Below are 22,331 nucleotides of genomic sequence, written 5' to 3' on the forward strand. Positions count from 1 at the left end.
CTGGGAGAAACGAATGCGGACGGTGAAGCCCGTTCGAGGCGTATGACAGCGGGCGACGGCTCATTCGATCTTCAGGTAGCTCGGCAGGTCGCGATCTAGCTTCGCCGCGACCAGGCTGCGCAGGCGTTCGCGTAGCACGGTGCTGGTGGCTGCGGCGGCAAGAGGCTCGGGGAAGTCGGCATTGTCGAGCTTGTTGAGGGGATCCTCGGTGAGCCTCATGGTCTCGGCCAGCCGTGCGCCGGTATCCGCCGAGAATGAGCCGATCTTCTCGTAGGAATGGCCGTCGATCAGCGTGATGTTGACGTTCGCGAACAGGTGCGAGTGCCGGATGAGTGATCCGAGGCCCTGATTGTAAGCGCCGATGCCCCTGAGCCTCAGATTGGTGTTGGGAATGGTCGCCTCGAATCTGGTGACCACGAGGTAGCGTTCGCAGTTTGCATTCGTGGTGACGTTGCGCACGATCGAGGTCAGGCTCTCCTTCGGATCTGGCAGGAAGCGCGACGTCGGATGGTAGTAGGGCTCGAACGCGCCTTTGGGATAGCCGACCCTGCGGACGGTCGGATCGCCGGCGGTCGCCGCACGCACGCGCGCCACGGCGAGGTCGTCCAGTCCCCAACCTGGCAGGGTGACCTCGTCCTCTTCGGTTTCGAACACCGTGAGGCCGAACTTGCTGACGGCGAGCTGGTCGCCGAGCGCGGCAATGACGCCCAGCCGGCAGGGACCGCTTTCAACAGCGATCGGCTTCGCCGCCGGCTTCTTTCCCGAGGACTTCTTGGCGGCGGGCGCGGCCTTGGCCGGGACTGCCATCGTCGACGGAGCCTGGGCCCAAGCCGCAGTTGTGAAGGCAGCAGCGAGACCGACGAGCGCAAGACGGGGGATCAGCAGAAGCGGTGCGGACATGGCGGAGGTTCGAGATCAACGAAGCGAGCGGGAACCCGAATTTAGTTCGCCCGCGAAGGCGCGCGCAACGGTTTCCGGCCGACGCGCGCAAGACTCGCGCTTGCACGCTCCGCGATCATGAGTCCGCCGCCCGGTCGCCACGCTTCCATCGATAATATTTCATGATGCGGCCGTGCAGCGGATCAGCCTGCTTCTTTTCCAGCACGAAGCCCTCGCGTTCGTACCAGCGCCACGCCTTCTCGTTGCCCTCGGCGCAACGCAGCCAGACCTCGTCGGGCAGCAGCTCGCGGGTGAAGGCGAGCAGGCGGCGGCCGAGCGAGCGGCCCTGATGCGACGGGGCGATCATCAGTTGGTCGAGATAGAGCAGGGGAACGTTGATCGCGAGCATCGCCGCGAGCTGGCCGCCGTCATCAGCGACATAGAGGCTCCAGCCACCCTCCATCTCGCGCGGCACGCGCTCCTTCAGCAGGCTCAGCAGCGTGTCGCTCGGGCGCTCCAGCCCGGTCGAGCACCAGCTCTCCATCCAGAGCCTCGCGATGGCGTCGTATTCGTCCGGGCGAGCGGGGCGGATGACAGGATGGTGCATGTGGGGTGACCTGAAGCGGGGTGACGGCCTGGCCTCTGCATCCGCAGCCATGACCTGGGACGCGCGAGGGTGTGCGACCGATAGGACAACAAAAAAGGGCGGCTCGAAAGCCGCCCTTTGTGTTTCACTCGAAGGGTGCCCCGGCTTTACTCGCCGGCGGCTTCGCGCGCCTCGGCGGGCGCGTCCTTCTGCTTGGCCTCGAGATCCTCGCCGGTGGTCTGGTCGACCGCCTTCATGGACAGCCGGGTCTTGCCGCGGTCGTCGAAGCCGAGCAGCTTGACCTTGACCTTGTCGCCTTCCTTGACGACGTCGGTGGTCTTCTGCACGCGCTTGTCGGCGAGCTGCGAGATGTGCACGAGGCCATCGCGGGTGCCGAAGAAGTTCACGAAGGCGCCGAACTCCATCACCTTGACGACGGTGCCGTCATAGATCTGGCCGACCTCCGGATCGGAGGCGATCGACTTGATCCACTTGATGGCGGCCTTCATTGCCTCGCCGTCGTTGGAGGCGACCTTCACGGTGCCGTCGTCCTCGATGTTGACCTTCGCGCCGGTCTTCTCGACGATCTCGCGGATCACCTTGCCGCCGGTGCCGATCACTTCGCGGATCTTGTCGGTCGGAATCTTGAAGGTCTCGATGCGCGGCGCGTATTCGCCGAGCTCGGCGCGCGCGGCGGTCAGCGCCTTGGACATCTCGCCCAGGATGTGGATGCGGCCTTCGCGGGCCTGACCCAGCGCAACCCGCATGATCTCCTCGGTGATGCCCTCGATCTTGATGTCCATCTGCAGCGAGGTGATGCCGCTCTCGGTGCCCGCGACCTTGAAGTCCATGTCGCCGAGATGGTCCTCGTCGCCGAGGATGTCGGACAGCACGGCGAAGCGGCTGCCTTCCAGGATCAGACCCATCGCGATGCCCGCGGTCGGCCGCTTCAGCGGCACGCCGGCATCCATCAGCGCCAGCGAGGAGCCGCACACGGTCGCCATCGACGACGAACCGTTGGACTCGGTCACCTCCGACACGACGCGCGTCGTGTAGGGGAACTCGTGGTGCGGCGGCAGCACCGGGTGGATGGCGCGCCAGGCGAGCTTGCCGTGGCCGATCTCGCGGCGCTTGGTGCCGCCGAGACGGCCGGTCTCACCGACCGAGTAGGGAGGGAAGTTGTAGTGCAGCAGGAACGTCTCCTTGTACGTCCCCGACAGCGCGTCGATGTACTGCTCGTCCTCGCCGGTGCCGAGCGTGGTCACGACCAGCGCCTGGGTTTCGCCGCGGGTGAACAGCGCCGAACCGTGGGCGCGGGGCAGCACGCCGACCTCGCAGACGATGTTGCGCACCGTCTTGGCGTCGCGGCCGTCGATCCGCTTGCCGGTGTCCAGGATGTTCCAGCGAACGATCTTGGCCTCGAGCTCCTTGAACACGGCGGCGATACGGAGCTTGTCGTATTTCGGCTCCTGCCCCTCGGGGAGGAAGTAGGCCATCACCTTTTCCTTGACGGCGCCGACGGCAGCATAGCGCTGCTGCTTGATCGGAATCGCGTAGGCGGTGCGCAGGTCCTGCTCGGCGATGCCGAGCATCTCCTTCTCGATCGCGGCGTTGTCGATAATCGCGACGTCGCGCGGCTCCTTGGCGGCCTTTTCGGCGAGCTCGATGATCGCGTTGATCACCGGCTGGAAGTGACGGTGACCGAACATCACCGCACCGAGCATGATGTCCTCGTTGAGCTCCTTGGCCTCCGATTCCACCATCAGCACGGCGTCCGAGGTGCCGGCGACCACCAGGTCGAGCTGGGTGTCGGCCATCTCGTCGAGGGTCGGATTGAGGATATATTCGTCATTGGCGAAGCCAACGCGGGCCGCGCCGATCGGGCCCTTGAACGGAACGCCCGACAAGGTCAGCGCTGCCGACGCGCCGACCAGCGCCACGATGTCCGGATCGTTCTCCATGTCGTGCGACAGCACGGTCACGATCACCTGGGTCTCGTTGCGCCAGGCATCGACGAACAGCGGGCGAATCGGGCGGTCGATCAGGCGGGAGACCAGCGTCTCCTTCTCGGTCGGACGGCCCTCGCGCTTGAAATAGCCGCCGGGAATGCGGCCCGCGGCGTAGGTCTTTTCCTGATAGTCGACGGTCAGGGGCAGGAAGTCGACGCCCTCCCGCGGCGCCTTGGCGGCGACGACGGTCGCGAGCACGACGGTCTCGCCATAGGTGGCGACGACGGCGCCGTCAGCCTGGCGGGCGATCTTGCCGGTTTCCAGCTTGAGCGGACGCCCACCCCAGTCGATCTCGACGGAATGCTTGGTAAACATGGGTATCTTCTTTCATGAGATGATCGAAGGCGGACTCCCCAGAAACAAAAAAACCATGCGCAAGATTGCGGGGCGCTGGAATGCGATCAGCGGCCTGCGATCCTGCCATGGTTTTCTTATTTCGGATGGCGTCCATCCTTCTCGTAAATAACGGGCACCTTGCCCGTCACGCCCAGCGGCCGGATTGCTGCTGAAGCGTACTGCATGGTCCTGGTCGGATCAGTCGAAGAGCGTATCCGCTTCTTTCCAGATCCGGCCAGACCGCATGATCCCGGATGAGCGAACGCCGCGCGTGCGGCGTCCTCAGGATCATGTCGTCAACGCGCGCAATGACGCGCGCGCTCATTCCATAGCGAAGCTCAACGACGAATGTTGTGCTTCTCGAGCAGCGCCTTGTAGCGCGCCTCGTCGTTCTTCTTCAGATAGTCCAGCAGCGAACGGCGGGTCGACACCAGCTTCAGGAGGCCGCGGCGGGAGTGATTGTCCTTGCCGTGGGTCTTGAAATGGCCGGTCAGGTTGTTGATGCGTTCCGACAGGATCGCAACCTGCACCTCGGGAGAACCGGTATCACCGGCCTTGGTGGCGTTCGCCTTGATGATTTCCGCCTTGCGCTCTGCGGTCACCGACATCGTCAGTCTCTTTCGTTGCGACCGGAGCTGGCAGTCAGTCCGGTCAGGTTGAACACGCGCTTGGGGATGAGTTCGCCATTGCCAATTTCGGCAAGCGCCAGAAGGCGGCCTGCGACCGTGACATAGACTGTGCCGCTACTATTGGGCGCATCCCGTCCGCGCAACAAAACGGCCTGGCCCCTGTGGAGCCTTGCCGCATCAGCCCGAGTGACGGCCAGTGCCGGGATGTCGTCCAGCGCGGTCTCAACGGGCAGGAGTGCGTCGGCGAGGCTTCCCTCACCGGACGCGGCTCTATTGCACAAAGCCTCCAACTGTTCCAGCGGAATCATGTCGTTCTCGGTAAACGGACCCACCAGGGTCCGCCGAAGCGCGCTGATATGGCCGTAACAGCCGAGGAGGCGGCCCATGTCGCGGGCCAGCGCCCGGACATAGGTTCCCTTGCCGCATTCCGCCTCGAATACCGAATGGTCGGTGTCGGGCTGGTCGACGAGGGTCAGTTCATGAATCTCGACCGGGCGCGGCTGCAGCTCGACGACCTCGCCGTCGCGGGCGAGATCATAGGCGCGCTCGCCCTGGACCTTGATCGCGGAATAGCGCGGCGGCGTCTGCTCGATCCGGCCGGTAAATTGCGGCAGCAGCGCCCGGATCGCCGCGGCATCCGGCCGGCTGTCGCTGGTCTCGACGACCCGTCCTTCGGTGTCGTCGGTATCGCGCTCCTCGCCCCAGGTCACGGTGAAGCGGTAGCGCTTGCGGCCGTCCATCACGAAGGGGACCGTCTTGGTGGCTTCGCCCAGCGCGATCGGCAGGCCGCCGGAGGCGAGCGGATCGAGCGTGCCGGCATGGCCGGCGCGCTTGGCCTGGAACAGGCGCTTCACCACCGCCACGGCCTGGGTCGAGGTCATGCCGATCGGCTTGTCGAGCACGACCCAGCCATGGACGTCGCGACGATCGCGGCGCGGCTGGTTGCCCTGACCGTTTCCTTGGCGCTGCTTGTTGCGCGGATCATTGTTGTCGCGCAACGGGCGTCCGTCGGCAGAATGGATCGTCTTGGCCGTGGTCGGTTCGGCGCTCGGCGCGTCGACAGTGCCGGTTTCGGGGGGAATGGTCATCAGCTCTCTTCCGAATCCGAATTGAGGTCTCTCTGCACCGCGGGTGTTCGCAGTAATTTCTCGATCCGTTCCGCTTCGTCGAATCGCTCGTCGACGCGGAAGCGGATGTCAGGTGCAAATTTCAGGTTAACGCGCCGCGCGATGTCGCCGCGCAGGAACTTCTTGTTGCGCTCCAGCGCCGTGAGCACGACGTCCGTATCCTGTCCGCCGAGCGGCATGATGTAGATCGTGGCGAGCTTCAGGTCGGGCGACATGCGGACTTCGGGCACCGTGATGATGTGTCCCTCCAGGTCCGGATCGTGCACGTCACCGTGGCTGAGAATGTCGGCGACAGCGTGACGCACGGTCTCGGCCACGCGCAACTGACGCTGCGAGCCGCCGGAAGCGGCGCTTCCCCTCTGGTGATGGCGAGGCATTTTTCAAAAAATCCAATGGATCGTCGCCCGACGTGAGCACGGGCGAGAGGATCATTCTGATTGAGTTCAACGACGCTTCGTTAAGTTCAAGAGGCGCAGCGATTCCGCATCTGCACGGAATCGCTGCTCACTCGAATTGCAGCGCTCTGTAGGATTCGGACTTACAGCGAGCGCTGGATGGTCTCCACGCGATAACATTCGATGACGTCGCCGACACGCATGTCGCCGTAGCTCTCGAAGGCCATGCCGCATTCCTGGCCGGCCTGCACTTCCTTCACTTCGTCCTTGAAGCGCTTCAGCGTCGACAGCTTGCCTTCGTGAACCACGACGTTGTCGCGGATCAGGCGGACATTGGCGCCGCGTTCGACAGTGCCGTCGGTGACGCGGCAGCCGGCGACCTTGCCGACCTTGGAGATGTTGAACACCTCGAGGATCTGCGCATTGCCGAGCATGGTCTCGCGCAGCGTCGGCGCAAGCAGACCGCTCATCGCCTTCTTCACGTCATCCACGAGGTCGTAGATGATGTTGTAGTAGCGGATCTCGATGCCGTTGCGCTTGGCGAGCGCGGCCGCTTCCTTGTTGGCTCGCACCGAGAAGCCGATGATCGCGGCGTTGAAGCCTTCGGCCAGCGTGACGTCGGACTCGCTGATGCCGCCGACGCCGGCATGCAGGATGCGGGCGGCGACCTCCTCGGTGCCGAGCTTCTCCAGCGAGCCGAGAATGGCTTCCAGCGAGCCCTGCACGTCGGCCTTGATGATCAGCGGGAATTCCTTGCGGCCCACGGTCTTCAATTGCGACATCATCTGTTCGAGCGAACCGCGCATGCCGGAGATCGAGGCGGCCGCGTTCTCGCGCTTCTGGTGCGCGCGGTAGCTGGTGACCTGGCGGGCACGGGCTTCGTTCTCGACGACGGCGAGACGATCGCCAGCTTCCGGCGGACCGTTGAAGCCGAGCACCTCGACCGGCACCGACGGGCCTGCCTCCTGCAACGTCTCGCCCTGGTCCGAGATCAGCGCGCGGACGCGGCCCATCTCGGCGCCGGCGACGATGATGTCGCCGACCCGCAAGGTGCCGCGCTGAACCAGCACGGTGGCAACCGGGCCGCGGCCGCGATCGAGCTTGGCTTCGATCACGGTGCCCTCGGCCGGGCGATCCGAATTGGTCTTGAGGTCGAGGATGTCGGCCTGCAACGCGATCATCTCGAGCAGACGATCGAGATTGGTCTTGTTCTTGGCGGACACCTCGACGTCGACGACCTCGCCGCCCAGCGATTCGACCTGCACCTCGTGCTGGAGCAGCTCGGTGCGGACGCGCTCGGGACGGGCGTCGGGCTTGTCGATCTTGTTGATCGCCACGATCATCGGCACCTTCGCCGCCTTGGCGTGGTTGATGGCCTCGATCGTCTGCGGCATGACGCCGTCATCGGCCGCGACCACCAGCACGACGATGTCGGTGACCTTGGCGCCGCGGGCGCGCATCGCGGTGAACGCGGCGTGGCCGGGCGTGTCGATGAAGGTGATCTTCTTGCCGGAATCCGGCGCGGTCACCTGATAGGCGCCGATGTGCTGGGTGATGCCGCCGGCTTCACCCGAGACCACGTTGGCGTGTCGCAGCGCGTCGAGCAGCGAGGTCTTGCCGTGGTCGACATGGCCCATGACGGTGACGACCGGCGAGCGCGGCTCGGTGTCGGTCGAATCGTCGACGACGTCGAACAGGCCCTCTTCCACGTCCGAGGCGGCGACGCGCTTGACCGTGTGGCCGAGTTCTTCCGCGATCAGCTGCGCGGTGTCGGCATCGATCACGTCGGTGATCTTGTGCATCGCGCCCTGGCGCATCAGCAGACGGATCACGTCGACCGCGCGCTCCGACATGCGGTTCGCCAGCTCCTGGATGGTGATGGCTTCCGGAATCGTCACCTCGCGGACCAGCTTCTCCTTCTGCTCGTTGGCGGCATGGCCCTTCAGGCGCTGCGTGCGGCGGCGGAACGATGCGATCGAGCGCTCGCGCACATCGTCGGCCGTGAGCGCCGTGACCACCGTCAGGCGGCCACGCTGCTTCTGCGGACCCGGCTTGTGCGTGGTCTTCGGCGGCGGCGCGGGACGTGCGGCTCCGCCGGGACCCCTGCGGATCTGGCGCGGACCCTCATCCTCGTCGGGACCGGCGGCAACCGCCGCCGGCGCGCGGCCGAGCGGGCCGCCTGCGGCAGGACGGGCGCCGGCCGGGCGGGCGCCCGCCGGCTGGGCGCCGCCGGGCCGCGAGCTCGGACCACCAATCTGCTGCGGCCGGCTGCCCGGTGCGCCGACGGGCCTGCCGGGGGCGGGCGTCGAGCGGGCCGGTGCGGTGGCGGCGGGCTGCGGCGCGGATGTCGCCGGACGGGGCGCCTCGCCTTCACCGAACCGCTTCTTGGCCTCGAGCTCGGCCTTGCGCTTGGCTTCCTCTTCGTGACGGTGCCGCTCTTCCTCGGCCTTGCGGCGCGCCTCGGCAGCCTCGCGCTCGGCGCGTTCGGCGGCTTCGCGCTCGGCGCGGCGGCGGGCTTCCTCTTCGGCCTGGCGGCGTTCCTCGATGTCGCGCACGCGGGCGTCGGCCAGCGCGCTGGCGCGCGCCGAGCGCTCGTCCTCTGTCAGGGTGCGGAGCACGACGCCGGAGCCGCTGCGCTGTGGACCGGACGACCGCGGCCCGGACGGGCGGTTGCTCGCCGGCGGCGGCGTCGGCGCCTTGGCGACGGTCGGCTCCGGCGCGTGCGGCGCATCGGGCGCCCCATCGCCGACACGGCGCTTGGTGCCGCGCTTCTCGACCACCACCTGCTTGCTCCGGCCATGTGGGAAGCTCTGGCGCACCGTGCCAGTCTCGACGCGCGGCTTCAGCGTCAAGGTCTTGGTCGGGACACTCAGTTTCTTGTCGCCCGGAGTGTTGTTGTCGGCCATTCAGTCGTCCTAATCTCGTTTACCTGCGTGCGGGTCTGCCGCACCGTCCCATTCGTGCAATCGTCGCGTATTCGTCGCTATGTCTTCGAAGTCGAAGCAGATTTCGTGGCCGCGGTTCCGGCAATCTTGTCAGCGTCGGCCGACCGGTATCGGACCAGTGTCTGGCTGCGCGACAGGAATGTCCTGCTCGCCGGGCCTGCGAGCACGGCAGCATGTATCACATTTGAGCGCCCAAGTGCCAAATCCAATTCTGCCGAAGTGAGACAGCAGATGATCGGAATTGTCGGGGCTTGGCCCTGACCCTCGGCGTTCGGCCGCACCAGCGCGTCGAGCTTGCGGATCCCGTCGGCTGCACCGTCCGCAGCATGGACGAGGGCTGCCAAGGTCGACCGTGACTGCCGCTGCGACAGCGCCGCTTCCACCTTGGAGAAACCGGAGACCACCTCGCCGGCCTTGGCGGCAATCCCCAGCGCTTCGATCGCGCTGCGGGCCAGCAAGGCTTCCAGGTCTTCGGGAAGGGTAGGCGGGACGCGGACGTTGGTCTTGAAGCCTCGGCTGAAATGGTGACGCCGCACCGCCTCCGCAACCGCCTGGCGCGAGGCGGTGATCCACAAGCCCCGCCCCGGCAGCTTGCGCTTGATGTCGGGCACGACCTCACCCGACGGGCCGACGACGAAGCGGATCAGCTCGCCGATCGGCCGCACTTCGCGGCTGACCGCGCACATGCGCATGGTCGCGGACTTCTCGGTCCGCGGTCCATTGTCGAGCTCGGGGTCGGCCAAAGCGAGCATGCGGTGATGCGGCTCCTCATCTCAAGCGAGCTGGGTCAGGGTGGGGGTCATTGCGGTGTCCATGGGGCGAGCCAAACGGGTCAGGCGGGCTGTCCTTCGGTCGTTTCGTCCTCATTCTCGGGCTCGGCTTCGGCCTTGGCGAGGTCAGCCTCACTGATCCAGCCGGCCTTGACGCGGGCCTGCATGACCATGGCTTCGGCGTCATCGCGGGAGACATCGAGACCGTCGAGGAAACCGGGGAATTTGGTGGCTTCGCCCCCCTCCTTGCGCTCGGTCCAGCCGACCAGATCGTCGGTGGCGCAGCCCGCGAGGTCCTCGACCGTCTTGATGTCGTTCTCGCCGAACTTGACCAGCATCTTGGTGGTGACGCCGGGCACGTCCTTCACCGCGTCCTCGACGCCGAGCTCCTTGCGCCTGGCCTCGAGCTCGGCTTCCTGCTGCTCGAGGAATTCGCGGGCGCGGGTCTGCAGCTCGGTCGCGGTCTCCTCGTCGAAGCCCTCGATGCCGGCGAGATCCTTGAGGTCGACCAAAGCGAGCTCCTCGACCGAGGTGAAGCCTTCGGACGCCAGCAACTGGCCGACGACCTCGTCGACGTTCAGCGATTCCATGAACACGCGGGTGGAATTCTCGAAGTCGGCCTGACGGCGCTCCGATTCCTCCTGCTCGGTCAGGATGTCGATGTCCCAGCCGGTCAGCTGCGAGGCGAGCCGGACGTTCTGGCCGCGGCGGCCGATCGCCAGCGAGAGCTGGTTGTTGGTGTCGGGGACGACCACCTCGATGCGCTCGCGGTCCTCGTCGATGACGACCTTGGCGACTTCGGCCGGCGCCAGCGCGTTGACCACGAAGGTCGCGATGTCAGGCGACCACGGGATGATGTCGATCTTCTCGCCCTGCAGCTCGTTCACCACGGCCTGCACGCGCGAGCCGCGCATGCCGACGCAGGCGCCGACGGGGTCGACCGAGGAGTCGCGGGAGACAACGCCGATCTTGGCGCGCGAGCCGGGGTCGCGAGCGACCGCCTTGATCTCGACGATGCCGTCATAGATCTCCGGCACCTCCTGCGCGAACAGCTTGGCCATGAACTGCGGATGGGTGCGCGACAGGAAGATCTGCGGTCCCCGGGTCTCGCGGCGCACGTCGAACACATAGGCGCGGACGCGGTCGCCGTTGCGGAAGACCTCGCGCGGCAGCATCTCGTCACGGCGGATGATGGCCTCGCCGCGGCCGAGGTCGAGGATCACGCTGCCATACTCGACGCGCTTGACGACGCCGTTGACGATGTCGCCGATGCGGTCCTTGAACTCCTGGTACTGCCGGTCGCGCTCCGCCTCGCGCACCTTCTGCACGATGACCTGCTTGGCCGATTGCGCGGCGATGCGGCCATATTCCAGCGGCGGCAGGGTGTCCGCGATGGTGTCGCCGATCTGGGCGCCCGGGTTGGCGCGGCGCGCATCATCCAGCGAGATCTGGTTGGAGGGGTTCTCGACCTTCTCGACCACCAGCATGTGGCGCGACAGCCGCAGCTCACCTTTCTTCGGATCGATCTCGGCATGAACGTCGGTCTCGCTGCCGTAGCGGGCGCGGGCGGCCTTGGCGATCGCGTCTTCCATCGCGGCGATCACGATGCCGCGGTCGATCGACTTCTCGCGCGCGACGGCGTCGGCGATCTGCAGCAGTTCCAACCGGTTGGCGCTGACGGCCATGGCTCAAGTCTCCTCTAATCAGGATCGATCTCGCCCCTGCGCGCGCGGTCGGCAGCGAGGCGATGTTTCTTGGTGTTGGTCGGCAGCGGCTTCTTGGCCGGCTGCTTGTCTTTCAACTTCGGCTTCGGCTTCGGCCTGGCCTGGGCCGCCGGCTTGGCGTGCGGCGCCAGCGGCGGTGCGATGCCAAGCTCGCGCTTCTTCTCACGCTCGGCGGCCTTGCCGCGGCGCATGGATTCGGCGATCAGCTCGTCGGTCAGCACCATCTTGGCGTCGCCGATGTCGGTCATCGGCAGCACGACATCGGCATCCTGGTCCTTGGCGACGTCGTCGCGGGTGATGCGGACGCCGTCACCTTCGACGCCCTTGATGATGCCGCGGAAGCGTTTGCGGTTCTGATGCGCCACCGCCATCTCGATCTTCACGAGATGCCCGACATGGCGCTCGAAATCGGAGCGGCGCACCAGCGGCCGGTCGATGCCCGGCGAGGAGATCTCGAGCCGGTAGGCACGGTCGATCGGGTCGGCGATATCCAGCACCGGCGACAGCGCACGCGACACCGCCTCGCAATCCTCGATCTGCATCGTGCCGTCGGGGCGCTCGGCCATCACCTGGACGGTGCAGCCGGCCTCGCCGGAGATGCGGATCCGCACCAGACGGTACCCCATTCCCTGCAGCACGGGGTCAGCCACCGCCGCGACGCGCGCCGCGACGCCCGGCTCGACGACGAGACGGGGCTCGGTCAGGAGGTCGGTGTCAGCGGTTGCGAACGTAGGTTCCGTCATAGAGGCGTCGATCGCGTGTCTTGCTTGGTTGGGCCGTCGGGCCTGTTCGATCGCGCTCACCGGACCGATCCCGCCCGTGGCGGAGCGATCCAGGTAACAAAAAAGAGCGGGTCCGGAAGGGCCCACCCTCACTACGCGATCGTATATGAGATGATGTTTGATGGCGCTCATATAGCCGCTTTGCCGCCTGACGGCAAGGGTCGTGTCGGCTCAAACGGCGCCTGGAACTGGGAATCTGCTCCGCGCCAGGAGTGCGGATCGGATCGTTTTCCCCGACCGGGAACGGCCGAATGCCGCGGGGTCTAACCCTTCATTCACCAAGATCGCTTAAAAATGAGCTGAGTTCGCGCTTTTTGCCTCCGTAGTCGTGCCGCACGGAGCGGAGCGCACGGAAACGTGTCGTGTTGCGTATCGAGTAGACGTCATGACCCCGGCAACCGCGCTGATCCCCGGCCTCGGCCGGATCGTCAGGCAGGGCAATGCTGAACGCGGCCTCGAGGCCACGCGCCGCATCGCCGACCTGTTCTTCGAGGATGCGACGAAGCTGCGTCCCGAGCACATCAATCTGTTCGACGGTCTCCTGATCGATCTGGTCCCTTTCGCGGATTTGCCCACGCGGATCGATCTGGCGGAGCGGTTGTCGCGGCTCCTCAGGGCGCCCCGTGCCGTCGTCAGCCGGCTGGCGCACGACGACGAGGTTGCGGTGGCGGGTCCGCTGTTGCGGCGTTCGCTCGTGCTCGACGATCCCGTGCTCATCGCCATTGCGCGCGACAAGAGCCAGGGACATCTGCTCGCGATGGCAGAGCGGACGCGCCTGTCGGCCGATATGACCGATGTGCTGGTGCGCCGTGGTGATCGCGACGTGGTGCGGCGGACCGCTGCCAATGATGGCGCCGCGTTTTCCCCGCGCGGCTATGCTGCGCTGATCCACCGCGCGAGTTCAGACGGCGTGTTGACGCTCACGGTCGGCCGGCGCGACGATGTTTCCGACGATCATCTGCGACAATTGCTGGCCGGTGCGCTCGATGTCGTCAGGCGGCGGCTGTTCGATGTGGTGCCGCCGGACAAGCAGGCGAGGATCAAGCAGGCCCTCGCCGAGCTCGCCGATGCGGCACAGGCAACAGACAGCACGCGCAATTTCGTGCCGGCGCAGCGGACCATCCTGTCGCTGTATGAAGCCGGTGCCTTGGACCAGTCGGCGCTGTTCGGCTTCGCATCCGAGCACAAATACGAGGAGGTCATCGCGGCGCTCGCCGCAATGACGGGATTGAAGATCGCGACGCTCGACCGGCTCATGTCGGGCGATCGTCACGATCCGCTTCTGATCCTGGGGCGTATGATCGGGCTCGATTGGCGCACCGTGCACGCACTGATCCTGCTGCGCCTCGGACCGAAACGCGTGCCGGCGCAGCGCGACATCGATGCGATCAGGGTCAACTACGCGCGCCTGCTGCCATCGACCGCCGAGCGGGTCGTCGCGTTCTGGAAGACACGGCATTGAATGACGCCCACGGCGCAGTGGTCAGCGCCGGCGGAAGGTCAGGTAGTTGGCGACGCGGCCTTCGCGCGTCGCCTTCCGTCCGTAGCGCGTCATGGTGTAGCCCGGCCAGGGCAGACGCCAGTCGTCGGCGCGCTCGGCCGTCCAGGCGAACTCGGGCGACCGGAGCAGATGCCACAGCGTCCAGGCGCAATAGTCGGCGATGTCGCTGACGAAGCGGAACTCGCCGCCGGGCCTCAGGACGCGCGCCATCGCGGCGATCGTCGCATCCTGCACGAAACGCCGCTTCCAGTGCCGCCGCTTCGGCCAGGGATCGGGATGGATCAGGTCGATCCGCTGCAGCGACTGCGGCGGCAGCCAGGCCAGGAGTTCGGCGGCGTCGCCGGCCAGCAGCCTGATATTGCCGATGTTGTCGGCCTCGATCGCCGACAGGATCTTGGCCATGCCGTTGACATAGGGCTCGCAGCCGATGAAGCCGGTGGTCGGAAACGCCTTTGCTTCGGCGGCAAGATGCTCGCCGCCGCCAAACCCGATCTCCAGCCGCAGCGCGTCGACCGGCGGATCGTACAGCGAAGGCAGCACGGCTTCCGCGGGAGCGGCGAGATCGAGCGCGAGATGCGGCAGCAGGTTGCCGACAAGGTCGGCCTGATGCGCCCGCAGCTTGTGGCCCTTGCGCCGGCCGAAGAACGAACCCTGACCATGCAGGGCCGCGGTGTCGGTGTGATTGTCGTCGTCGACGGGCATGTTGATCGCGGTGCTCATCGCAGCGTTTCATAGAGGCGGTAGAGCAGCCTTGTCCGCGGCTCGATCGAGGAGATGTACATCTGCTCGTAATGCGTATGCGCGCCCTTGCCATCGACGCCGAGCCCATCGAGCGTCGCCGTGAACGGTGCGGTGAAATTGCCGTCGGAACCGCCGCCGGTATAGGTGTCGATCAGCTCAAAGCCGATTTCGTCGGCGAGCGATTTCGCATGCTCGAACAGGGCGGCGCCGGCGTTGCCCTTGACGTAAGGCGGCCGGTTCACCTCGCCGCTCACTTCGACCGTGACGCCATCGCTGCGCGAGGTCAGCCCCAGGATTTTGGGCAGGATTTCCTCGGCATCGGCAGGCGTCGGCAGCCGTGCGTCGACCTCGGCATAAGCTTCCTCGGCGATCACGTTCGGACGTGTTCCGCCGCGCACGACGCCGACATTCACGGTGATGCCGCGGGCGGGGTCGTTGAGCGCCTCGAGGGCGTGAATGACGTTGGCGAGTTCGCGGATCGCACTGCGTCCATCCTGTGGACGCGCGCCGGCATGCGCGGGCACGCCGCGGATCGTCACGTCGAACCGCGCCACGCCCTTGCGTCCGGTCACGATCTTGCCGCCGTCACGCGCGGGCTCGGTGACGAGGACGTATTTGGCCTTGCGGCCTTCCTCCTCGATCAGCGCGCGCGAGGTCGGGCTGCCGATCTCTTCATCCGAGACGAACAAATGAGTAATGCCGAGCGGCGATTTTTGACCGCCTGCGCAGAGTTGACGAAAGGCGTGGAAGGCGAGATACGCGCCGCCCTTCATGTCGTAGATCCCCGGACCGTACGCGACGTCGCCGTCGACCGAGAACGGCAGCCGCGCGATGAACCCGATCGGATGCACCGTGTCGAGATGGCTCAGGACCAGGATGCCCGGCTCGTCCTGCCCCCACGACGACCGTGCGACGAGGTGGTCGCCGCAGCCGTCGCGTCCGGTGATCCGTTCGATCGTGGCATCGAGCCCCCGATAACCATCCGCGACAAGGGAAGCCAGCTTGTTGACCTGATCAGGCGCCTCGGTCGGGGTCTCGATCTCGACCCATTGGCGGATGCCTTCGAGAATTGTGCGACTATCGAACGGGCTGCTGCTGCTGGTTGTCATGAGCTTTGTAAATCGTTCTCGATGGTTACGAAGTGGTAGCAGGCGGTTGGGCGCGCTGGCGCGTCGCGGGGCGGGTTGGCGGCCGGGACGCCGGAGTTCCGGGCCACATGTGCATAAAAAGATTTAGAGCGCGATAGCCTTTCCCGAAGGGGAGCCATCGCGCTCTATTGGTCGTGATCCAACCTGTCTATCGGTTCATTCGTCTGCGGAATGAAGCGTGCCCAGCGCGTCGTCCGCAAACGTGCCCCGCTGATGGCCCCCCGAGGGCGCTGACATTCCTATGAGAGTGATCACGATAGGAATGTCAGCGCCGGCGCATCAGCTAGCCTTCTTCCGGAGCTTCGCGATCAGCGATCTGCTCGACCAGGTCGACGATGCTGCGACGAAGCTTCGAATCGTGGATCCGCGTGAATGCGCGGGTCAACGCCAGTCCTTCGGAGGTCGCCAGGAAATCAGACACATAGGCGGGCGAAGCGCCTTCGCCGAAAGCTTCACCGTTGGTCCCGCCACTCGGGACCCCTTCGAACAGGAAGGAGACCGGGACCTGCAGAACCTCCGATATCTGCTGAATCCGGCTGGCGCCGACTCGATTGGTGCCTTTTTCGTACTTCTGTATCTGCTGGAACGTGAGTCCGAGAGCCTCACCAAGTTTTTCCTGGCTCATGCCCAACATGATACGGCGCATCCGCACCCGGCTGCCGACATGCTTGTCAACAGGGTTGGGCGCTTTCGTCGACATCTCTCAACTCCTTAGAATGGGCCTCGGAACGAGGCGGTCGCAGTATGCCTCAGGCGCTCACACCGTCAATTTCTGTTCGCATGTCGTACTAACGAAGACGGCCGAGCAACGAACTGGACGGCTCATGCTGCCGCGCGAGAATGCGAATTGCAGCAGCTATCTGTCAACACTTGGGGTTTTGCTTGTCAAAAAAAATCTTACGGACCCGGAAAGAATCGAGATCTTGCTGTCGTCAGGGAAGCTTTTGAGCAACACGTCTGCGAACGACGGTGCTCAGGGCGATCACTAACAGGATCGCAACCGGAATGTCGCCGAGCCTTGCATAGACGGTCGGCTGCAACGCAACAGGCAGCGCGGAATCCAGCACGCCCTCTGCGCCGAGAGGCAATTGCTTAACGATACGGCCGACGGGATCGATCACTGCGGAGATGCCGGTGTTCGCAGATCGAACTAATGGAAGTCCTTGCTCGATCGCGCGCCACTGCGCCTGCTGCAGATGCTGATGAGGACCGGTCGAAATGCCGAACCAGCCATCGTTCGTCAGGTTGACGATCCAGCCCGGTCGTTCCTCGCTCGGCACGCTGTCACTCGGAAAGATCGCCTCGTAGCAGATCAAGGGAAGCACACGCGGGGCGTGTGGCACGTCCAGGTTGCGTCGCACCGTGCCGGGGATGAAGCCGCCCTGCACCCGCGTGAGCTGCTCGAGCCCGATCCGCTCCAGCAGAGTCTGGAACGGCAGGAACTCGCCGAATGGGACCAGATGGAGCTTGTCGTAGACCGACAGCACGGTGCCGTCGTGATCGATCACGTAGATCGAATTGTAGGCCCGGGTGATGGGGGTGTTGCGAGGCGCGTCAGGGGCGCGGACCGAACCGGTGATCAGCACAGTGCCCGGTGACAGCAGGTCGGCGATCTGGCCCATCGCGTCCGCCTCGCGGGTCAGGAAGAACGGGAACGCCGATTCCGGCCAGATCAGGACGTTGGCGTCCCGGACACCGGTGGCGTTCGGGCCGGAGGCGCGGTCCGACAGCGCCAGATAGCGGCGCATGACGTCCGCCTTGGCACCATAGTTGAACTTCACGTCCTGCTGCAGGTTCGGCTGCATGATCCGCAGCTTGAGGTCGGCGACGAAGGCGGTCGGATGCAGCCCGAGCCGGATGACGCCGAACACGCCCATCATCACGAGCAGGGCGGCCGCCGCGGCCGGAGCCCGCCAGCGCTCGCGCCAGGTCTTGCCGTCGATCAGCACTGCGGGGCTGGCGAAGATCGCGATCGTCAGGAGCGTCATGCCCCAGATCCCGATCAGCGAGGTGGCCTGCGCCAGCGCCAGCGGCCGCGACAGGGCATAGCCGAACGTGTCCCAGGGGAAGCCGGTCAGCGCGTGGCCGCGCAGCCATTCGCTCGCGGTCAGGCAGACGGCGAGCGCCAGGATGCGGGTTGCATCACGCGTCCAGATCAACCGGGCCAAGGCGAAGCCCAGCGCCGGAAACAGCGCGAGATAGGCCGGCAGGCCCAGCACGGCGAACGGCATCAGCCAGGCGAAGGTGTCGGCATCGACCAGGAACGCGTTGCCGATCCAGTACAGGCCCGGCACGAAATAGCCCATGCCGAAGCAGAAGCCGGTGAAGGCGGCAGCCGGGATGCCGCGCCGCCGTCCCGCCGCGGCGCCGTCGATCAGCCAGACCAGCACCGGGAAGGTGATCGCGAGTACCGGCCAGGCGTTGAACGGGGCCATCGCCAGCGAGGAGAGCGCGCCGGCAGCGAGCGCGATCGCCGCACGCTTCCAGCCCCAGGCCAGGACAACGCCGATGGCGAGGCCGCGAATCGTCGATGGGCGGATCACTGTGAGCTGGCTCCGTCGCCCCTTGGCGGGCTGCTATCGTCATGGACCGGCGCAGGGCCGGCCTCTGCCGGCGGCGGCTCGGCCGGGACGTCCGTGTCCGGCGGGGTCACTTCCGGCGCAACGTCTCGACGCCGGCTTTCGCGCGGCGGACGGGGCGTGGGGCGTTCCTTGCGCGGCGCGATGCGCAGCCGCTTGACCCGGCGCGGATCGGCATCGAGCACCTCGACCTCGAAATTGCCGGGGCCGGAGATCAGTTCGCCGCGCACCGGCAGCCGGCCGACATGGTTGACGAGATAGCCGCCGAGCGTCTCCACGCCCTCGCCGGCCTCGCCCGTCACGAACTCCTCGCCGATCACCCGGCGGACGTCGTCGAGGCTGGCGCGGGCGTCCGCGATGAAGGCGTTGTCGGCCTGCCGCACGATCGCCGGCGGCTCGTCGCTGTCGTGCTCGTCGTCGATCTCGCCGACGATCTGCTCGACGATGTCCTCGATCGAGACCAGTCCGTCGGTGCCGCCATATTCGTCGACCACCAGCGCCAGATGGATGCGCGAGGCCTGCATCTGCGCCAGCAGATCGATCGCGCGCATCGATGGCGGCACATAGAGCAGCTTGCGGATGATGTTGGCCTCGAACAGCGGCATCGAGAGGTCGACTGCCTTCAGGTCGAGCCCGGCCGGCAGCGGCTTCTTGCGCCGCGCCTTGACCTCGTCCGAGACGCGCGCCTGTGCGGTGGTGAAGGCGAGCAGGTCGCGGATGTGGACCATGCCCTCGGGATCGTCGAGCGTGTCGTTGTAGACCACGAGCCGTGAATGCGAGGCACTCTCGAACAGGCTCATCAGCTCGCCGAGCGTGATGTCGCGCCTGACCGCGACGATGTCGGCGCGATGTACCATCACGTCGGCGATCCGCCGCTCGTGCAGATCGAGGATGTTGCGCAGGAGCGTGCGCTCGACCGCGGAGAAGCCGATGTCGTCGGGTGTCGAGGCGTCGAGCACGACCTGCAGGTCGTCGCGCACCGATCCGCCGCCCTTCCATCCGAACAGATTGCGCAGCGCGCGAAAAAGCCAGTTCTCGCTCGGCGAGCGGCCGAGCTCGGATGCCGGCACCACGGCCGGAAGATTGCGCGTGTTGCGCGGATTGTCGTGAATGGGTTCGGAGTCGGCCATGATCAATTCGTCCGCTCCCGGTCGGCATAGGGATCGGGGATGCCGAGATGGGCCAGGATCTCGCGCTCGAGCGCCTCCATCTCCTCGGCCTCGTCGTCGGTCTCGTGATCGTAGCCGATCAGGTGCAGGAAGCCGTGCACCGCGAGATGGCTGAGGTGCTGGTCGAACGGCTTCTGCTCCTCGTCGGCTTCGCGCCGCAGCGTCTCGTAGGCGATGGCAATGTCGCCCAGCATGCGCGGCGCGTCGTCGTCGCCACGCGGGCCGGTCGGCTGCAGCGCTGGAAACGACAGCACGTTGGTCGGCTTGTCGATGCCGCGCCAATTGCTGTTCAGGGTGCGGATGCCGTCGTCGTCCGTCAGCATCACCGCGATCTCGGCGTCGCCGACGTCCGCGTCGACCGTCTCGGCGGCGGCGACGATGGCGCGATGTATGACGTCCTCGGCGTCGGGCTGGTCCTGCCAGCAGTCGGCGGCGACGATCACCTCGGTGGTTGGAATGGGACTTTGTGGCATCCTGGTCGTTCTGTGCGGATGGCGCTTGGATCACGCGCCGATCGGCGAGCTTGCTCTCGGGGTCAGCGCGCCTTTGGGCTCTCATAGGCGGCGACGATACGCGCCACCAATTCGTGGCGAATGACGTCCTCGCCGGTGAACCTGACCTGTGCGATCCCGTCGACGCCGTCGAGCAGCCGCGCGGCCTCGGCGAGGCCCGACGTCTGGCCGTTCGGCAGATCGACCTGCGAGGGATCGCCGGTGATGATCATGCGGCTGTTCTCGCCCAGGCGCGTGAGAAACATCTTCATCTGCATCGATGTCGTGTTCTGCGCCTCGTCGAGAATGATCGCGGCATTGGTCAAGGTGCGCCCGCGCATGAAGGCGAGCGGCGCGATCTCGATCTCGCCGGCCTGCAGCGCACGCTCGACGATGCGCGCATCCATCAGATCGTACAGCGCGTCGTAGATCGGGCGCAGATAGGGATCGACCTTCTCGCGGAGGTCACCAGGCAGGAAGCCGAGCCGCTCGCCGGCTTCGACAGCCGGGCGTGAGAGGATGATGCGGTCGACTTCCTTCCGCTCGAACAGCTGCGCTGCATGCGCGACCGCGAGCCAGGTCTTGCCGGTGCCGGCCGGACCGATGCCGAACACCAGCTCGTGGCGCTTCAGCGCGCGGATATAGGAATCCTGCGCGGCGGTGCGGGCGCGCACCGGACGCTTGCGCAGGTTGATGCTCTCGAACGCGTTCTTGGCGTTCTTGGCGTCGAACTCGAACAGCGAGCCCTGCGCGACCACGGCGCGGATCGCGCCCTCGACGTCGCCCTGCGCCAGATCCTGGCCCTTGACGGCCTGCGCATAGAGCGATTCGAGCACGCGCCGTGCGGCATCGCAGCCGTCCCGGGTGCCGCCGATGGTGATGTGGTTGCCGCGGGAATCGACGACGACGCCGAGGCGTCGTTCGACCAGCGCCAGGTTCTGGCCGTAGGGGCCGACCAGGGCGGATGCGGCGCGGTTGTCGTCGAAATCGATGACGACCTGGGTCTCGGGGGGCATGGACATGTCGCGGTCGTACTTGCGGCTGGGAGCGAGGGAAGACGAATCCGATGCGCTCTTGGGCAAGTGCTCAGCCTCCGATGGACACGAGGGGCGTGGGGGAGATCACTGCCGGCGCGGCCGTGACGAGCTCGCCGAGCAGGCTGTAGCGTTCGAGACTGTCGATCCGCACCGGCAGAACCTGGCCGATGATGTCGTCGGACGCCATGACGTGAGCCGGCTGCAGATACGCGGTCCGTCCGACGAGCTGCCCGGGCCTGCGCGCTGGCCGCTCGAACAACACGTCGACGACCTGGCCGATCGCGGCCTTGTTGAAGGCTGCTTGCTGGCTGTCGATCAAGCTCTGGAGGCGCTCCAATCGCTCGTCCATCTCGGTCGCTGACACCATCTCCGGCATGTCCGCTGCCGGAGTTCCCGGACGCGGCGAATACTTGAACGAATAGGCCGCAGCGTAGCCGATTTGGTCGATCAGGGCGAGGGTGGCGCGAAAATCTTCCTCGGTCTCGCCCGGGAACCCGACGATGAAATCCGAAGAGAATGCAATGTTGTCACGGACGGCGCGGAAACGGTCGACGACTTTGCGATAATCGGTCGCCGTGTGTTTGCGGTTCATGGCGCTCAGGATGCGGTCGGATCCCGACTGAACCGGCAGATGCACGAACGGCATCACCGCTGCGAGATCGCGATGCGCCGCGATAAGGCTGTCGTCGACGTCGTTAGGATGGCTGGTCGAGTAGCGGATCCGCGCCACGCCCGGAATCTCGGCAATCCTGTAGAGCAGCCGACCCAGCGTCCAGGGCCGGCCGTCGGGGCCTTCGCCGTGATAGGCGTTGACGTTCTGGCCGATCAAAGTGATCTCGCGAACGCCGTTGTCGGCGAGCTGCGCCACGTCGTCGACGATGCGCGCCACCGCGCGCGACATCTCGCTGCCGCGTGTATATGGCACCACGCAGAAGGTGCAGAACTTGTCGCAGCCTTCCTGCACGGTGACGAAGGCCGAGACGCCGCGGGCGCGGATGGCCTCGCGGCTGGGCTTCGCCAGGAAGCCGAACTTGTCGTCGGCCGGGAATTCGGTCTCGATCGCCCGCTCGCCGCGGCGGGCCTGGGCCAGGAGCTGCGGCAGATGGTGGTAGCTCTGCGGCCCGACCACGACGTCGACGGTGGGCGCGCGGGTGATGATCTCCTGGCCTTCCGCCTGCGCCACGCAGCCGGCCACGGCGATCTGCATCGTCCGGCCGGCCCGCGCGGCGTCCTCCTTGGCGACCCGCAGCCGCCCGAGCTCCGAATAGACCTTCTCGGAGGCCTTCTCGCGGATGTGACAGGTGTTGAGGATCACGAGATCGGCGTCGCTGGCCTCGGCGGTCTCGACGAAGCCCTCAGGCCCCAGCGTGTCCACCATGCGCTGGGCATCGTAGACATTCATCTGGCAGCCATAGGACTTGATGTGCAGCTTGCGCGGCGGCGTCATGAACCCTTGCATGCAGTCGGAGGCGCGCCCAATTGG

20 protein-coding genes are annotated in these 22,331 nt (G+C 66.1%); 2 read left to right on the top strand and 18 right to left on the bottom strand.

What is annotated here, in order from left to right:
• Window positions 1–60: 60 nt before the first annotated feature.
• The 3 genes from ACQR1H_RS20835 to pnp all read right to left on the bottom strand — a co-directional run bounded on the left by ACQR1H_RS20835 (window position 61) and on the right by pnp (window position 3,789).
• Window positions 61–900, bottom strand: a complete 840-nt coding sequence (locus ACQR1H_RS20835) for a hypothetical protein (protein WP_434874543.1) — start codon at window positions 898–900, stop codon at window positions 61–63.
• A gap of 115 nt (window positions 901–1,015) precedes the next feature.
• Window positions 1,016–1,486: a GNAT family N-acetyltransferase gene (locus ACQR1H_RS20840; protein ID WP_434888209.1), complete on the bottom strand. Its 471-nt coding sequence runs from the start codon at window positions 1,484–1,486 to the stop codon at window positions 1,016–1,018.
• Between the two features lie 146 nt (window positions 1,487–1,632).
• On the bottom strand, window positions 1,633–3,789 hold the full coding sequence (pnp, locus tag ACQR1H_RS20845; RefSeq protein WP_434908126.1) for a polyribonucleotide nucleotidyltransferase: 2,157 nt from the start codon (window positions 3,787–3,789) through the stop codon (window positions 1,633–1,635).
• Here pnp and ACQR1H_RS20850 point away from each other — a divergent pair.
• Window positions 3,788–3,940 carry a hypothetical protein gene (locus ACQR1H_RS20850; protein ID WP_315803935.1) on the top strand — a complete coding sequence of 51 codons (153 nt, stop codon included), beginning with the start codon at window positions 3,788–3,790 and terminating at the stop codon, window positions 3,938–3,940. The two genes, pnp and ACQR1H_RS20850, sit on opposite strands and share 2 nt — an antisense overlap.
• Before the next feature lie 208 nt (window positions 3,941–4,148).
• On the opposite strand, the gene rpsO is transcribed toward ACQR1H_RS20850, so the two are convergent.
• The 7 genes from rpsO to rimP form a co-directional block, all read right to left on the bottom strand.
• Window positions 4,149–4,418, bottom strand: coding sequence for a 30S ribosomal protein S15 (gene rpsO, locus ACQR1H_RS20855; RefSeq protein WP_015663225.1), 270 nt, complete (start codon window positions 4,416–4,418; stop codon window positions 4,149–4,151).
• A 2-nt stretch (window positions 4,419–4,420) separates the two neighbouring features.
• Window positions 4,421–5,527: a tRNA pseudouridine(55) synthase TruB gene (gene truB, locus ACQR1H_RS20860; protein ID WP_315803934.1), complete on the bottom strand. Its 1,107-nt coding sequence runs from the start codon at window positions 5,525–5,527 to the stop codon at window positions 4,421–4,423.
• Window positions 5,527–5,943, bottom strand: coding sequence for a 30S ribosome-binding factor RbfA (gene rbfA / locus ACQR1H_RS20865; RefSeq protein WP_315716923.1), 417 nt, complete (start codon window positions 5,941–5,943; stop codon window positions 5,527–5,529). The genes truB and rbfA overlap by 1 nt, the downstream gene beginning before the upstream one ends.
• 161 nt (window positions 5,944–6,104) lie before the next feature.
• Entirely contained in the window at window positions 6,105–8,867 is a 2,763-nt protein-coding gene (infB, locus tag ACQR1H_RS20870; protein WP_315803933.1) for a translation initiation factor IF-2, read from the bottom strand.
• A 77-nt stretch (window positions 8,868–8,944) separates the two neighbouring features.
• Window positions 8,945–9,658 (bottom strand): RNA-binding protein, encoded by a 714-nt coding sequence (locus tag ACQR1H_RS20875; RefSeq protein ID WP_315803932.1) that lies wholly within the window; start codon window positions 9,656–9,658, stop codon window positions 8,945–8,947.
• A gap of 80 nt (window positions 9,659–9,738) precedes the next feature.
• Window positions 9,739–11,361: a transcription termination factor NusA gene (nusA, locus tag ACQR1H_RS20880; protein WP_316179038.1), complete on the bottom strand. Its 1,623-nt coding sequence runs from the start codon at window positions 11,359–11,361 to the stop codon at window positions 9,739–9,741.
• Between the two features lie 14 nt (window positions 11,362–11,375).
• On the bottom strand, window positions 11,376–12,143 hold the full coding sequence (gene rimP, locus ACQR1H_RS20885) for a ribosome maturation factor RimP (RefSeq protein ID WP_434908127.1): 768 nt from the start codon (window positions 12,141–12,143) through the stop codon (window positions 11,376–11,378).
• Window positions 12,144–12,567: 424 nt separating this feature from the next.
• Here rimP and ACQR1H_RS20890 point away from each other — a divergent pair, with 424 nt between their 5' ends.
• Window positions 12,568–13,644, top strand: coding sequence for a DUF2336 domain-containing protein (locus tag ACQR1H_RS20890; protein ID WP_434908128.1), 1,077 nt, complete (start codon window positions 12,568–12,570; stop codon window positions 13,642–13,644).
• Window positions 13,645–13,665: 21 nt separating this feature from the next.
• On the opposite strand, the gene ACQR1H_RS20895 is transcribed toward ACQR1H_RS20890, so the two are convergent.
• The 8 genes from ACQR1H_RS20895 to miaB form a co-directional block, all read right to left on the bottom strand.
• Window positions 13,666–14,403 carry a tRNA (guanine(46)-N(7))-methyltransferase TrmB gene (locus ACQR1H_RS20895; RefSeq protein WP_434908129.1) on the bottom strand — a complete coding sequence of 246 codons (738 nt, stop codon included), beginning with the start codon at window positions 14,401–14,403 and terminating at the stop codon, window positions 13,666–13,668.
• Complete coding sequence (locus tag ACQR1H_RS20900) at window positions 14,400–15,533, bottom strand: M20 family metallopeptidase (RefSeq protein ID WP_434908130.1); 1,134 nt, start codon at window positions 15,531–15,533, stop codon at window positions 14,400–14,402. Before ACQR1H_RS20900 ends, ACQR1H_RS20895 begins: the two co-directional genes overlap by 4 nt.
• Before the next feature lie 322 nt (window positions 15,534–15,855).
• Window positions 15,856–16,272, bottom strand: a complete 417-nt coding sequence (locus ACQR1H_RS20905; protein ID WP_006615449.1) for a helix-turn-helix domain-containing protein — start codon at window positions 16,270–16,272, stop codon at window positions 15,856–15,858.
• A gap of 232 nt (window positions 16,273–16,504) precedes the next feature.
• Window positions 16,505–18,115: an apolipoprotein N-acyltransferase gene (lnt, locus tag ACQR1H_RS20910; protein ID WP_434889968.1), complete on the bottom strand. Its 1,611-nt coding sequence runs from the start codon at window positions 18,113–18,115 to the stop codon at window positions 16,505–16,507.
• Entirely contained in the window at window positions 18,112–19,281 is a 1,170-nt protein-coding gene (locus ACQR1H_RS20915; protein WP_315803926.1) for a hemolysin family protein, read from the bottom strand. The genes lnt and ACQR1H_RS20915 overlap by 4 nt, the downstream gene beginning before the upstream one ends.
• Before the next feature lie 2 nt (window positions 19,282–19,283).
• On the bottom strand, window positions 19,284–19,793 hold the full coding sequence (gene ybeY / locus ACQR1H_RS20920) for an rRNA maturation RNase YbeY (RefSeq protein WP_315803925.1): 510 nt from the start codon (window positions 19,791–19,793) through the stop codon (window positions 19,284–19,286).
• Between the two features lie 62 nt (window positions 19,794–19,855).
• The gene (locus ACQR1H_RS20925; RefSeq protein ID WP_316215359.1) at window positions 19,856–20,833 is read right to left on the bottom strand and encodes a PhoH family protein; all 978 of its coding nucleotides are present in this window, start codon (window positions 20,831–20,833) and stop codon (window positions 19,856–19,858) included.
• Window positions 20,834–20,897: 64 nt separating this feature from the next.
• Window positions 20,898–22,295, bottom strand: coding sequence for a tRNA (N6-isopentenyl adenosine(37)-C2)-methylthiotransferase MiaB (miaB, locus tag ACQR1H_RS20930; protein ID WP_434908131.1), 1,398 nt, complete (start codon window positions 22,293–22,295; stop codon window positions 20,898–20,900).
• Window positions 22,296–22,331 lie beyond the last annotated feature (36 nt).

The sequence above is a fragment of the Bradyrhizobium sp. HKCCYLRH2015 genome (assembly GCF_051168215.1).
Classification (GTDB): domain Bacteria; phylum Pseudomonadota; class Alphaproteobacteria; order Rhizobiales; family Xanthobacteraceae; genus Bradyrhizobium.

What these genes read in the sequence shown, in the direction of transcription:
- ACQR1H_RS20835 (WP_434874543.1), bottom strand. Translation starts at nt 900, where the DNA reads ATGTCCGCACCGCTTCTGCTGATCCCCCGTCTTGCGCTCGTCGGTCTC.
- ACQR1H_RS20840 (WP_434888209.1), bottom strand. Translation starts at nt 1,486, where the DNA reads ATGCACCATCCTGTCATCCGCCCCGCTCGCCCGGACGAATACGACGCC.
- ACQR1H_RS20850 (WP_315803935.1), top strand. Translation starts at nt 3,788, where the DNA reads ATGGGTATCTTCTTTCATGAGATGATCGAAGGCGGACTCCCCAGAAAC.
- pnp (WP_434908126.1), bottom strand. Translation starts at nt 3,789, where the DNA reads ATGTTTACCAAGCATTCCGTCGAGATCGACTGGGGTGGGCGTCCGCTC.
- rpsO (WP_015663225.1), bottom strand. Translation starts at nt 4,418, where the DNA reads ATGTCGGTGACCGCAGAGCGCAAGGCGGAAATCATCAAGGCGAACGCC.
- truB (WP_315803934.1), bottom strand. Translation starts at nt 5,527, where the DNA reads ATGACCATTCCCCCCGAAACCGGCACTGTCGACGCGCCGAGCGCCGAA.
- rbfA (WP_315716923.1), bottom strand. Translation starts at nt 5,943, where the DNA reads ATGCCTCGCCATCACCAGAGGGGAAGCGCCGCTTCCGGCGGCTCGCAG.
- infB (WP_315803933.1), bottom strand. Translation starts at nt 8,867, where the DNA reads ATGGCCGACAACAACACTCCGGGCGACAAGAAACTGAGTGTCCCGACC.
- ACQR1H_RS20875 (WP_315803932.1), bottom strand. Translation starts at nt 9,658, where the DNA reads ATGCTCGCTTTGGCCGACCCCGAGCTCGACAATGGACCGCGGACCGAG.
- nusA (WP_316179038.1), bottom strand. Translation starts at nt 11,361, where the DNA reads ATGGCCGTCAGCGCCAACCGGTTGGAACTGCTGCAGATCGCCGACGCC.
- rimP (WP_434908127.1), bottom strand. Translation starts at nt 12,143, where the DNA reads ATGACGGAACCTACGTTCGCAACCGCTGACACCGACCTCCTGACCGAG.
- ACQR1H_RS20890 (WP_434908128.1), top strand. Translation starts at nt 12,568, where the DNA reads ATGACCCCGGCAACCGCGCTGATCCCCGGCCTCGGCCGGATCGTCAGG.
- ACQR1H_RS20895 (WP_434908129.1), bottom strand. Translation starts at nt 14,403, where the DNA reads ATGAGCACCGCGATCAACATGCCCGTCGACGACGACAATCACACCGAC.
- ACQR1H_RS20900 (WP_434908130.1), bottom strand. Translation starts at nt 15,533, where the DNA reads ATGACAACCAGCAGCAGCAGCCCGTTCGATAGTCGCACAATTCTCGAA.
- ACQR1H_RS20905 (WP_006615449.1), bottom strand. Translation starts at nt 16,272, where the DNA reads ATGTCGACGAAAGCGCCCAACCCTGTTGACAAGCATGTCGGCAGCCGG.
- ACQR1H_RS20915 (WP_315803926.1), bottom strand. Translation starts at nt 19,281, where the DNA reads ATGGCCGACTCCGAACCCATTCACGACAATCCGCGCAACACGCGCAAT.
- ybeY (WP_315803925.1), bottom strand. Translation starts at nt 19,793, where the DNA reads ATGCCACAAAGTCCCATTCCAACCACCGAGGTGATCGTCGCCGCCGAC.
- ACQR1H_RS20925 (WP_316215359.1), bottom strand. Translation starts at nt 20,833, where the DNA reads ATGTCCATGCCCCCCGAGACCCAGGTCGTCATCGATTTCGACGACAAC.
- miaB (WP_434908131.1), bottom strand. Translation starts at nt 22,295, where the DNA reads ATGACGCCGCCGCGCAAGCTGCACATCAAGTCCTATGGCTGCCAGATG.